Here is a 12,834-nt window from a genome sequence, read left to right as displayed (position 1 = left end):
AGAAATTTATTTTTGTCTCCATTTGATCGAGCAGCCCATGGATGGTTTTTGATCCGTTACCATTGGTTTTCCGCTCGCTAAACAATTGATCGCTTCTTTAAGCTCTTCACGTGTCACTTTTGTTTCGTCTTGCCAATTATCGTCAATGCGTCCGTGATAGACCAATTGATACTCACCGTTAAAAAGGTAAATATCCGGCGTGCACTGGGCTTTGAACGCATCGGCAACTTTTTGCGTCTCGTCGACTAAATACGGAAAATCAATGCCCCACTCTTTGATCTTGTCGATCATTTTAGCGGGGGCATCTTCGGGATAATCGGGATTTATGTTTGGATTAACAGCCACCGCGTTGATCCCGGCTTTCTGGGCATAGCGCGCCAGACGGATAAGCCGCGGCCAAACCGCCAAGGCATAAGGACAATGATTACAGGTAAAAGCAATCAGCAATCCTCGTTTTCCGTAAAGCTCGGCGCCTTTAAAACTTTTTCCGTTGGGGTCTTTAATGGTAAATTCCGGCATTTTTGTGCCTAAGGGGATGTGGACAGATTCAAGTAAAGCCATTTTTACTAAACCTCCATTTAAATAAGTTGTTTTGCAACTTTATTATACGTACCGACCTTGAGATGTCAAGGCTTTAAAGGAAAGTTAATTTTTGTTTGCGTCTTCCTTGAAGAGAAAATATAATGAATGCGCATCAAAGGAAAAACTTATGCCTGAAAAATCAAACATTATTGTAACGCAAATGCCGCTGGGCCCGATGGAAAATTTTCTTTACTTTATCGGCGATGCAAAAACCCGAGAAGTCGCCCTGGTTGACCCAGCATGGGATGTTCCCTTTTTGATAAAGAAAGCAGCTGAGCAAGATCTTAAAGTTACATCTGTTTTTCTCACACACGGACATCCTGACCACGTCAACGGACTAGATAAGTTTTTAAGCAAACATGACGTCCCGGTTTATATATCTCAACATGAAGCCGCTCTTTTTATGCCAAAACACAAAAACATCAAGCATATCAAACCCAATGAAAAATTAAAAACCGGAAACATTGAGTGGCTTTGCCTGCATACGCCCGGACACAGTTCGGGGTGCCAATGTTTCTTATCCGAAAATATTTTGATTGCCGGCGATACGCTTTTTATCGACGGATGCGGGCGCTGTGACCTTCCCGGAAGCGACCCAAAGGCCATGTATCATTCCCTCCATGAAGTGATCTTAAAACTTCCCGAAGAAACAATTGTTTACCCCGGACATGATTATGGACGTTTTCCTTTCGCGCCATTAAAAACCTTGAAGAAAACCAATGCTTACCTGCAGTGTAAAAGCCTCGAAGAATTCTTAACGGAAAGAATGGGGATAGGATTTTAACTCGTTTGACCGCTTGCCTTCTTTGAAGTTCCAAAAAATAATAACGTATACAATATAAAACTAAAAAGGCCAAAAGGCAGGAATCGGCGCAGAAAATACAAAATCTTACTGCGGCGATCCGGGATGTTTCGAAACGGCGGACGCGGCGAGTTGATGAGCTTCTCAATTAAGATCGCAATATCTTCAGGATCTTTCTTGTCGTTAGCCACAAATTGATCAACACGTTTCTTTAATGCTTGAGATGATCCATAATATGGGCTTTTGGGATTATCAAAATCCTTCGCGCAACGCCTATTTTCAAAGAAAATGGTTGTCCGGTAAGTTCCCGGCTCGATCAAGCAAACTGAAATGCCAAACGGTTTTAATTCGTACAACAAACTTTCCGAGAATCCTTCCACCGCCCATTTGCTAGCATTGTAAGCACTAAACGCCGGTAAGGCATAAAGCCCGGCAATGCTAGAGAGATTAATGATCTTTCCAGAGTGATTCTTTCTCATCAGCGGAATGACCGCCCGAGTTACGCTTTGTACGCCGAAAAAATTCGTATCCATTTGCTGACGGATATCTGTTTCACTTAAGTCCTCAAAAAAACCCCCGACGCCAAAACCAGCATTATTGACCAAGACATCAATTCGCCCGAATTCTTTTTCGATTTTCTGAACGACAATTTCAATAGTTTTCACATTATTAACATCGAGTTCCAAAAGATTGACCGTGCCGCCGCGTTTCTTTACTTCGGCGAGCAAGGCGTCTTTCTTTTGGAGATTTCGCATCGTGGCAAAAACATGGTGGCCTAAGCCAGACAAGCGCGCCGCGGTTAGAAGCCCAAAACCACTGGAGCATCCGGTAATGAGAATAACTTTTTTATTTTCTGATGGATTCATGCGGGTTAGTCGGAGGAATAGATGAGAGACTTCTTAACGCTTAATTATTCCCTGAAGCATCAGGCAGTCGACCAGTGTCATGGCGACCATGGCTTCAACAACCGGAACAACGCGCGGACAAATGCACGGATCATGGCGCCCGGTCACCTGAATTTCAACATTTTCTTTTGCTTTTGTTACCGTTTGCTGCTTTATGGAAATAGATGACGGAGGCTTAACCGCGACACGCAAAACAATATCTGCTCCGGTAGATATTCCGCCTAAGATCCCTCCGGCATGATTTGTTTTGGTTTTAATTTGCCCGTCTTGAACAAAGAAAACATCATTAGATTCGGAACCATTCATTTTAGCGCTGGCAAATCCCGAACCGAATTCAACACCGCGAATAGTTCCAATTGACATAACCGCCGCCGCAAGTTTCGCGTTAAGCTTATCGAAAACCGGATCGCCGAGTCCCGGCGGACACCCCCGCACAACAGCTTCCACAATGCCGCCGATAGAATCTCCATTTTTGCGGACTTCCTGTATTTTTTGGATCATGGCTTCGGCTTGCCCCGCATCCGGACAGCGAACCGCGTTTGATTCAATGATGCTCAGATCAATTTTTTTCGCATAAATATCGCCAACGGCCAGCGTATAAGCAATGACTTTGATATTTTTTTCCAGAAGGATCTTTTTCGCAATGGCACCCACGGCAACACGCGCCGCCGTTTCTCTTCCTGATGAACGTCCGCCGCCGCGCCAATCACGAATACCAAACTTGGCATCATAGGTAAAATCGGCATGGCCGGGGCGAAAAGCATCTTTAAATTTTTCATAATCTTTTGATTTCGCGTCTTCATTGCGAATTAATAAAGCGATCGGCGCGCCGGTCGTTTTTCCTTCAAAAACCCCAGAAAGGATCTCAACTGTGTCACTTTCCTTACGCTGAGTTGTGATATTGCTTTGCCCAGGACGTCGACGGTCAAGTTCGACTTGAATATCAGCTGCCGAAAGCGGTAAAAGAGGAATAACTCCATCCACCACAGCGCCGATCGCCGGGCCGTGGCTTTCACCGAACGTCATCACTCTAAAAACTTGACCAAAGGAATTTCCTGGCATTTTTTATTCTCCGTTTTTAAAAGCGTCTGTTACCGCGCCTAAAGAAGCTGAATTGACAAGTTTTACGTATTTACTTAAAACGCCGCGTGTATAGCGAGGCTTTGGTTGCTTCCATTCCTTGAATCGCTTCTTTATTTCCGCGGCAGGAACGGCCAAATTGATCTGGCGTTTTTCGGCATCAATCGTGATCTTATCGCCGTCTTTTACGATAGCTAACAATCCGCCAACGTAAGCTTCAGGGGTAATATGTCCAACTACAAATCCATGGCTTCCGCCGGAAAACCGTCCGTCGGTAATAAGCGCGACATCTTTTCCTAAGCCTTTTCCCATAACCGCCGAAGTCGGCGCCAGCATCTCCCGCATGCCGGGCCCGCCTTTTGGGCCTTCGTAGCGAATAACGATCACATCGCCTTTTTTAACCGTATTGTCCAGAATTTTTTCTAAGGCTTCTTCTTCTGAATTAAAAACTTTGGCCGAGCCGGAAAAAACACTTCCTTCTTTTCCGGAAATCTTCGCGACAGCGCCTTCGGACGCTAAATTACCGTATAAAATAACAATGTGTCCTTCGCGTTTTATAGGATCACTTAAAGGACGGACAACGGTTTGTCCTTTGGGATACGGGTTCACATCAACTAAATTCTCAGCGAGTGTTTTTCCTGTTACGGTCAGGCAATCCCCATGAAGAAGACCGGCCTCAAGCAATAAACGAAGAAGCGGCGTTAAACCGCCAATCTTCACTAAATCCGCGACGACGTGCTTACCGCTTGGTTTTAGATCCGCCAAGACAGGAGCTTTTTTACAGATCTTCGCAAAATCATCAATAGTTAATTTAACGCCAACCGTATGCGCAATGGCTAAAAGATGCAAAACCGCATTGGTTGACCCGCCTAAAGCTGTTACAACGGTGATCGCATTTTCAAAAGCTTTACGCGTCATAATGTCTTTCGGACGAATACCAAGTTTGATCAAATTTAAAACCGCTTCACCAGCTCTTTGGCAATCCTGATTTTTTTCCGGAGAAATAGCAGCTTGCGCGGAACTATTGGGAAGGCTCATGCCCAGCGCTTCAATGGCGCTCGCCATGGTATTAGCCGTATACATTCCACCGCAAGAACCGGGCCCAGGGATTGCGCAGGATTCGATCGCCGTTAATTCCGCATCGCCAATTTTCTGATTGGCATGCGCGCCCACTGCTTCAAAAACAGAAACAATATCAACATCTTTTCCTTTGTAGCAGCCAGGAAGGATCGTTCCGCCATAAACAAAGACAGCCGGACGATTGAGCCGCGCAATCGCCATGATGCATCCCGGCATATTCTTATCGCAGCCGCCGATGGCTACCAGGCCGTCAAAGCCTTCGCATCCCGCGACCGTTTCCACCGAATCCGCAATAACTTCCCGGGAAACTAAAGAATATTTCATTCCTTCTGTTCCCATCGAAATACCGTCGGAAACGGTGATCGTTCCGAAAATAATTCCTTTACCGCCTGCCGCATCGATACCGCTAACCGCTTCGAGCGCTAATTTGTCAATATGCATATTGCACGGCGTTAACATACTCCAGGTTGAAACAACGCCGATCTGGGATTTTTTAAAATCATCATCTTTAAATCCAACCGCGCGAAGCATAGAACGGTTCGGCGCTCGATGGCTTCCGTCAGTTACGATCGCGGAAAATTGGCGATGCGCGTTTTGACTTGTTTTCTTATCGTTCTTCATGGCTTTAAAAACTCCTTACTTGCGGGCAAACAACCAGGGCTTTTCGGCCGATTTGGTTTTTTCGTAAGCGGCGATCTTATCGTTAAATTGCTGCGTCCAACCGATGCTGTCTAACCCTTTCAATAAACATTCCTTAGCGAATGAATTAATAGAAAACGAATATGTTTGGTTTTTAGGCCCATTTATTTTCTGCGCGACCAAATCTGCTTTTAATTCTACACCCGGACTTGCTAAAACTTGTACAAATAATTCATCAACTTCCTTGGCCGTTAAAATAACGGGCAAGATACCGTTTTTAAAACAATTATTATAGAAGATCTCCGCAAAGCTCGGCGCGACAATAACGCGAAAACCAAAATCTTCCAAAGCCCACGGCGCATGTTCCCGGCTAGAACCGCAGCCGAAATTGGCGCGCGCCAGCAAAACTGTCGCTTTACGAAAAACGCCTTTATTCAGAATGAATTCGGGGTTTTCTACTTTCCCGTCAATATCCGTATAGCGCCATTCGTGAAAAAGATGTTTTCCAAAGCCGATCTTATCCACTTTGCGCAAGAATTGCTTTGGGATAATGGCGTCGGTATCAACATTAACACGGTCGAGCGGCGCAATAATTCCTGTATGAGTTTCGAATGGCTTCATATTATTTTAAATACTTTCTGACGTCGGCAATGCGTCCTTCCATGGCCGCGACAACAGCCATTTCCGGGCTCATCAAATGCGTACGCCCGCCGCGCCCTTGACGGCCTTCAAAATTACGATTACTTGTTGAAGCACATCGCTCCCCCGGATTTAAACGGTCATCGTTCATCCCTAAACACATGGAGCATCCGGCAAATCGCCATTCAAAGCCGGCTTCAATGAAAATTTTATCCAAACCTTCTTTTTCCGCCTGACGGCGCACCCGTCCGGAACCCGGAACGACGATCGCTTTTACCTTTGAGGAAATTTTCTTACCCTTTGCCATTTTCGCGGCCAGGCGTAAGTCTTCAATACGCGCATTGGTACAAGAACCGATAAACACTTTATCAATGGGAATTTGTTGCATCGGCGTTCCCGGTTTTAAATCCATATACTTCAACGCGTCGCTGGCTCCTTGTTGATCAACCGGATTTGAAAAAGAACTTGGATCAGGAACTTTTCCCTCGATCGACGTCACTTGTCCCGGGCTTGTTCCCCAAGTAACTTGCGGTAAAATATCTTCGGCTTTGATTTTGATCACGCGGTCAAACTTAGCATTGGGATCGCTGGGAAGTGTTTTCCAGAACGCGACTGCCTTTTCCCAATCCGCTCCCTTGGGAGAAAAATCACGGTCCTTTAAATAAGCAAATGTTGTTTCATCGGGAGCGACCATCCCCGCGCGCGCACCTGCTTCAATGCTCATATTGCAGATCGTCATGCGGCCTTCCATGCTCAAAGCACGAATCGCGCTTCCGCCGTACTCAACAACATAGCCCGTCGCACCGGCGGTGCCGATCTGCCCGATAATATACAAAATGATATCTTTGGCGGTGGCACCAAACGGCAATGTTCCGTCGATACTGATCAACATGGATTGTGCTTTATTTTGTTGTAAGGTTTGCGTCGCTAAAACATGTTCAACTTCTGACGTTCCAATGCCAAACGCCAAGGCGCCAAAAGCGCCGTGCGTGGACGTATGAGAGTCACCGCAAACAATGATCATGCCGGGCTGCGTCATTCCCATTTCCGGGCCGATAATGTGCACAATGCCCTGATCGGGATCGGCGAAATCAAATAATTTGACGTCAAATTCCTTACAGTTGCGCTCTAAGGTGCTAATTTGAATGCGTGAAGTTTCTTCGGCTAAAGACAGATCTTTTGTTCTCGTCGGAACATTGTGGTCCATGGTCGCAACGGTCTTTTCGGGAGAATGGATCTTTCGCTTCGATGATCGTAATCCTTCAAAAGCCTGAGGAGAAGTCACTTCATGGACCAAGTGCTTATCAACATAAATGATCGACGTGGTCTGCGGATTTTCGTAGACCAAATGATCATCCCAAATTTTTTGATACATTGTTTTTGGCATCATTTACCTTATGTTAAGAAAAATATAGACGATTTTATCGGAATCGGTTCGGGCTGTCAATAGGCATTTCGAAGACAACGCGGAATTATTTTGCAAGTTTTCGCAAAACTGTTGGAAGTATACCACCGTTTCGATAATAGTCAACGTCGACGGGCGTATCAAGGCGGGCAATGGCCTTAAATTCCTTGATCGCACCATTTGTGCCGCGCGCGCGAACTAAAATTTCCTGCCGAGGCTTTAATTGATCATCAATGCCGCAAAAATCAAAAACTTCCGTGCCATCCAGCCCAAGTGTTTGACGAGAATCACCTACTTTGTATTCTAGAGGCAAAACACCCATGCCAACCAAATTACTGCGATGAATGCGTTCGTAACTTTCTGCAAGAACGACACGAACACCGAGCAAGGCCGCTCCTTTTGCCGCCCAATCGCGGCTGGAACCGGTCCCATATTCTTTTCCGGCCAAAACCAGTAGTGGTGTTTTGTCTTTATTATAAGCTAAAGACGCATCAAAGATCGTCATCTTGCTATTCTTTGGAAAATAATTTGTCCATGGGCCTTCTGAGTCAGGAACTAATAAATTCCGCAAACGAATATTAGCAAAGGTTCCTCTGGTCATCACCCGGTCATTTCCCCGTCGTGACCCATAGCTGTTAAAATCGATAGGCTCAACGCCCAGGCTTTCCAAATAAACGCCAGCCGGGCTTCCCTTTGCAATAGCTCCCGCCGGAGAAATATGATCGGTTGTGATCGAATCACCAACCATCACCAAAACACGAGCCGCTTTGATGTCACCAACCGGATCAACGTCTTGCTTTAGATCAATAAAAAACGGAGGCTCCTGGATATAAGTACTTTTCTCCCGCCAGGAATAGAGATCGGATTTAACCGTCTTGATCTTATTCCAATCACGGTTTCCCTTAAAAACATCCTTGTAACGCGCGCTAAACATTTTTGCCGTAATAACTTTTGATACAACCAAATCAATTTCTGCTTGCGCCGGCCAAATATCTTTTAAGAAAACATCTTTTCCCTTTTTATCTTTGCCGATTGGTTCTTTCGTCAGATCAATATCAACGCGCCCGGCTAAAGCATAGGCGACCACCAAGGGCGGGCTTGCTAAATAATTTGCTTTTGTTGACGGATTAATACGGCCTTCAAAATTACGGTTTCCACTCAAAACACTGGCCGCGACCAAATTTCCCTCTTTGATCACTTTGGAAATATTTTCCGGCAATGGGCCGCTATTGCCAATGCACGTCGTGCATCCATAGCCTACTAAATGAAAACCAAATTTTTCTAAATACATCATCAAGCCGGAATTCTTCAAATACTCGATAACCACGCGCGAGCCCGGCGCAAAACTTGTTTTAACAAATTTAGGCATTACCAAGCCGCGCTCAAAAGCTTTTTTAGCCAACAAAGCGGCTCCGATCATCACAGAAGGATTTGATGTATTGGTGCAGCTCGTAATAGCCGCGATCACGACCGATCCGTGTGAAAGTGTTTCATTTTGCCCATCAGACATAGAAATCTTTTTAGAAAGCTGCTCGGGTAAAAGCCCGTATCCACGCTCGGCAACAGGCGCGGTTAAAGATTTCTTGAAAACATTTTTCATCTCCTGGACAACAACACGGTCTTGCGGCCGCTTGGGGCCGGCTAAACTCGGCTCGATCGTGGCAAGATCTAATTCTAAAACGTCCGGAAAGTGCGGGTCATTAGATCCGGGCGTATAAAACATTTCTTGCTCTTTCATGTAACGCTCAACAAGATCAACATCTGTCTTGGCTCGTCCGGTTATTCGATAGTAACGCAATGCCTGGTCATCAACCGGAAAATAGCCCATCGTCGCACCATATTCCGGCGCCATATTGCTAATGGTGGCCCGGTCCGGCAAGCTTAATGCTTTAAGTCCGTCTCCGAAAAACTCAACAAACTTTCCGACAACACCTTTTTTTCGCAAAAGCTGCGTCACTGTCAAAACCAGATCGGTCGCGGTAATTCCGTCTTTAAGTTTTCCGGTCAGTCGAACACCAAGAACGCCCGGAAGAAGCATATAGATCGGCTCACCCAACATAACCGCTTCGGCTTCAATGCCGCCTACGCCCCAGCCGACGATCCCAAGCCCATTGATCATGGTCGTATGGCTATCTGTTCCGACGAGGCTGTCCGGATAAAGGATTGTTCCTTGCGACGATTTTTTCTTGAGAACCCCCTGGGCTAAATATTCTAAATTGACTTGATGCACAATGCCGGTCGCCGGAGGAACAACGCGGAAATTCTTAAACGCATTTTGCCCCCATTTTAAAAATTCATACCGTTCCTGATTGCGCTCAAATTCTTTTTCGACATTTAACGAAAAGGAATCTTTGGCGCCAAAGGCATCCACTTGCACAGAATGATCAATGACCAGATCACAGGAAACTTGCGGATTTATTTTACGAAAATCTCCGCCAAGGCGTTTTAAAGCCGAACGCATCGCCGCAAGATCAACCACGCACGGCACGCCGGTAAAATCCTGCAAAATAACACGGCCCGGTTTAAAAGCGACTTCCTGAGGATTTGAAAAATGTTCTTGCCAATTCGCCAGGCGATTGATATCGTTGATGGTAATTTGGTAGTTGTCGAAATTACGAACGGCGCTTTCTAAAAGCACGCGGATAGAAAATGGAAGGCGCGAAACATTCTTAAAGCCGGATTTTTCCAATTCTATAAGAGAAAAATAAAAAGCCTTTCCCGCTTTAGTTTTGATCGATTTTAAAACACTTTTTGGGTCAAATTTTTTACTCATAAGCACATCCTTAAAATTGTCGATAAACAGGTGCATTATATAGAAAGCTCTTCGGAGCGTCAATTGATAGTTTGCGAAAGTTGTTAGTTTTTCTTAAGTATTGTTTATGAGAATTACCTTGCAATAATCAACTTTTACGGTTAGATTATATACGTACTAAAATTACTTAGTTAACCTATGAATGTCCTCCTTTTAAATCCATCTTACGGCGAAGATTTTGTTCGCGTTGCCCGCTGGGCCGCTAAGTCGCGCGGACGCGTTCAGCGCCACCCCGAGTTTCTGCTCATCGCTGCCCAGATCCTTATTGACCGCGGGCACAAAGTTGAATTCTTAGAAGCAGCCGCTCAAAACCTTTCCGTCGAAGAATCCTTTCGCCGCGCCAAAGAATTCAATCCGGAACTTTTAGTCATTCATGCCACAACTCCGTCTATTTATGCCGACATTGAGCAAGCAAAAACGATCAAAGAAGCAACCGGTTGCAAAGTTGCTTTCGTCGGACAACATGTCACCGCCGAGCCCGATAATACCTTTGAGATCGGCCGCGGCACCGTAGATTATGTTTTACATCGCGAATACGACTATTCCTTACGCGAACTCGCCGACAGAATGGATCCAAAATCTATTTTAGGGATGTCCTGGTGGGATAAAACAGCCGTTGTTCATAATCCCGAACGCCCCACCATTGATGTAAATGAACTTCCCTTTCCGGCTTGGCAGCTCATTAAACCGGAATGGTATCCCGATGGCGGAAAAAAATTCCCGTTTTTAACTCTTATCACCGGACGAGGCTGCAATAATGCCTGTTCTTTTTGCCGCGATCCGCAACTCATGTATGGTTATCGACTGCGCAATCGCCACGCCCAGCTCGTTGTGGACGAGATGGAATACGACATAAAAACTCATCCGCAGATCCGAGAGATCATGTTCGAAACCGACACCTTTGCCGCCGATAAAAAGCACGTCACGGAAGTCTGCGAAGAGATCATGAAGCGCGGCATCAATAAAAAAATCACTTGGTCTTGTAATATGCGCGTTAATACCGACTTAGAACTGCTTCCCCTTATGCGTAAGGCCGGATGCCGCATGTTGATGACCGGATTTGAATTCGGCACTAATGAAGCACTGCGCGCTGTCCACAAAGGCGGTGTTAGCACTGATATGGCCCGCCGTTATGCCAATCGCGCCAGCGAACTGGGCTTTACCGTTCACGGGTGCTTTATGATCGGCGCTCCCGGAGAAACACGCGACAGCGCCCGAAAAACAATTGACTTCGCCAAATCCCTTCCGATGGACACCATTCAAATTACCGGCGTTGCGGCTTACCCGGGAACAAGCCTTTATAAATGGGCTAAAGAAAAAGGATATCTTCTTGCGAAAGACTGGCGCGAGTGGCTTACCCCACAACATGAACAACGCACTTTGCTTAATTATCCGCAATTATCCTATAAAGAGATCGACGAGATGATCGATACGGGCTTAAAGGAATTTTATCTTCGCCCAAAACAAATGTGGAAAATGTTCATTTCCATCCGCAATGTCGGAGATTTACTTAGAAAACTTCACGGATTTAAAGCGTTCCTTGATTATTTCTTTAAGAAAATCACCGGCCAAGTTAAAAAGGCCGCCCCTGAAAAAAGCCTTATCAACGCCATCACCCAGAACGATACCGTCTCGCTTTAGCGATAAAAGTTTTGATTTTGCCGATTGACAGAAAAGTCAGCATTTGATAGCATATAAAACAACTTTTGATCATTCATTAAAGAGGAGGAAATTGTATGGCTCACATTGTTGCTGAACCCTGTGTTAAATGTAAATACACTGACTGCGTTGCGGTTTGCCCCGTGGACTGTTTCCATGAAGACGCCGAAATGCTGGTCATAGACCCGGAAGTTTGCATTGACTGCGGCGCTTGCATCCCGGAATGCCCCGTCCAAGCTATCTTTACCCAGGACGACCTTCCCGAAAAATGGAAGAATTACACTGAAATCAACATTCAAAAATCAAAAACTCTTCCAGTCATAACGGAAAAAAAAGAGCCCTTAGGGCCGCCAACAAAGTAAGGATCAACGCAAGAAAAATGTTTTCTCCAAAAAGAGCGCGCTTTGCGCTCTTTTTGGTGTCGCTGGCCTAAGAAATGAAACCGTTTTAAAAGGACACCTCTATGTGGTCTTTTATGTACCTTTGCTACTTGATGACCGCCATTACCGCCCTTTTGCTTTTTCTCACCGGGCTTCAAGGGCTTTTGCAATTTTCCATTTTTCAAGTCGGCCACCCTGCCTTTGCCATCTTTACTTTGATCATTTACCTCTTTACACAAACGATCATCATTTTCTTTTTTGTGGGAAACGGAATGACCATTAAAGAGCACATCGCGAAAGATGCCACCTCCGATAAAAATCTCTATCAAAGAGCTCTGACAATCAAAAAAAAGATCTATCCGCCGGTTATGCTCAACATCTTGCTTGTGTCGTGCGTTTTTATCACCGGCGGCGCGGTCGATACCAACCGCTTTCCCGGATGGCTTCACGGATTGCTTTTCTTGGCTGCTTTTATCCACTTTATTAAAATAATATCTGTTGAGCACGCGAGCTTTCGGGAAAGTACAAAAATATTCCTAGAATTGTCCGGATTAAAACTTGGCGAGCCTTAAAAGCACATGTACCTATTCGCAAAAATCCTTCAAGCAGCCGGACTTGCCGTTATCGGAATAGGCTTTATCACCGCTTTCCCTGAGCTTATCAATATGAAAATCTTGCTGGGCGGAACGATCTTTTTTGGCGGTGGTTATTTGACGGAAAGACTACTTTTGAGAAGCAAATGAATACTAAGCCAGAAATTAAAACTAATTTAGACAGCCTTAAAATAGCAATTGCGACCCTTGCCATCTTTGCAGTAATCCTATTGGGAGCGGGGATCTATTTTTTACTAC

12 protein-coding genes are annotated in these 12,834 nt (G+C 45.3%); 5 read left to right on the top strand and 7 right to left on the bottom strand.

All coding sequences use genetic code 11. The features are described 5' to 3' along the window. Positions 1-6: 6 nt before the first annotated feature. The gene (locus WC676_05645) at positions 7-561 is read right to left on the bottom strand and encodes a thioredoxin family protein (GenBank protein ID MFA5060093.1); all 555 of its coding nucleotides are present in this window, start codon (positions 559-561) and stop codon (positions 7-9) included. Positions 562-709: 148 nt separating this feature from the next. Here WC676_05645 and WC676_05640 point away from each other — a divergent pair, with 148 nt between their 5' ends. Then, entirely contained in the window at positions 710-1,366 is a 657-nt protein-coding gene (locus tag WC676_05640; protein MFA5060092.1) for an MBL fold metallo-hydrolase, read from the top strand. On the opposite strand, the gene WC676_05635 is transcribed toward WC676_05640, so the two are convergent. The 6 genes from WC676_05635 to acnA all read right to left on the bottom strand — a co-directional run bounded on the left by WC676_05635 (position 1,363) and on the right by acnA (position 9,905). Continuing rightward, positions 1,363-2,250 (bottom strand): SDR family NAD(P)-dependent oxidoreductase, encoded by an 888-nt coding sequence (locus tag WC676_05635; GenBank protein ID MFA5060091.1) that lies wholly within the window; start codon positions 2,248-2,250, stop codon positions 1,363-1,365. The two genes, WC676_05640 and WC676_05635, sit on opposite strands and share 4 nt — an antisense overlap. Positions 2,251-2,283: 33 nt before the next feature. Further along, complete coding sequence (gene aroC, locus WC676_05630; protein ID MFA5060090.1) at positions 2,284-3,351, bottom strand: chorismate synthase; 1,068 nt, start codon at positions 3,349-3,351, stop codon at positions 2,284-2,286. 3 nt (positions 3,352-3,354) lie between these two features. Then, complete coding sequence (gene ilvD, locus WC676_05625; GenBank protein ID MFA5060089.1) at positions 3,355-5,070, bottom strand: dihydroxy-acid dehydratase; 1,716 nt, start codon at positions 5,068-5,070, stop codon at positions 3,355-3,357. Between the two features lie 15 nt (positions 5,071-5,085). Next, positions 5,086-5,709 (bottom strand): 3-isopropylmalate dehydratase small subunit, encoded by a 624-nt coding sequence (gene leuD / locus WC676_05620; protein MFA5060088.1) that lies wholly within the window; start codon positions 5,707-5,709, stop codon positions 5,086-5,088. A gap of 1 nt (position 5,710) precedes the next feature. Next, a complete protein-coding gene (gene leuC / locus WC676_05615; protein ID MFA5060087.1) occupies positions 5,711-7,114 on the bottom strand; it encodes a 3-isopropylmalate dehydratase large subunit in 1,404 nt (467 codons plus the stop codon). 85 nt (positions 7,115-7,199) lie between these two features. Further along, entirely contained in the window at positions 7,200-9,905 is a 2,706-nt protein-coding gene (gene acnA, locus WC676_05610) for an aconitate hydratase AcnA (GenBank protein MFA5060086.1), read from the bottom strand. A gap of 177 nt (positions 9,906-10,082) precedes the next feature. Here acnA and WC676_05605 point away from each other — a divergent pair, with 177 nt between their 5' ends. From WC676_05605 to WC676_05590, 4 genes are all read left to right on the top strand, one after another. After that, positions 10,083-11,585, top strand: a complete 1,503-nt coding sequence (locus WC676_05605; GenBank protein ID MFA5060085.1) for a radical SAM protein — start codon at positions 10,083-10,085, stop codon at positions 11,583-11,585. A gap of 95 nt (positions 11,586-11,680) precedes the next feature. After that, a complete protein-coding gene (locus tag WC676_05600) occupies positions 11,681-11,965 on the top strand; it encodes a ferredoxin family protein (protein MFA5060084.1) in 285 nt (94 codons plus the stop codon). 101 nt (positions 11,966-12,066) lie between these two features. After that, positions 12,067-12,555, top strand: coding sequence for a hypothetical protein (locus tag WC676_05595; protein ID MFA5060083.1), 489 nt, complete (start codon positions 12,067-12,069; stop codon positions 12,553-12,555). A gap of 6 nt (positions 12,556-12,561) precedes the next feature. Beyond that, complete coding sequence (locus tag WC676_05590; GenBank protein ID MFA5060082.1) at positions 12,562-12,726, top strand: hypothetical protein; 165 nt, start codon at positions 12,562-12,564, stop codon at positions 12,724-12,726. The last annotated feature ends 108 nt before the right edge of the window (positions 12,727-12,834 follow it).

The organism is Candidatus Omnitrophota bacterium, from assembly GCA_041649175.1.
Classification (GTDB): domain Bacteria; phylum Omnitrophota; class Gorgyraeia; order Zapsychrales; family JBAZNR01; genus JBAZNR01.
Note: the sequence above shows the minus strand (reverse complement) of the source record. Positions and strands in the feature narration are given on the sequence as shown.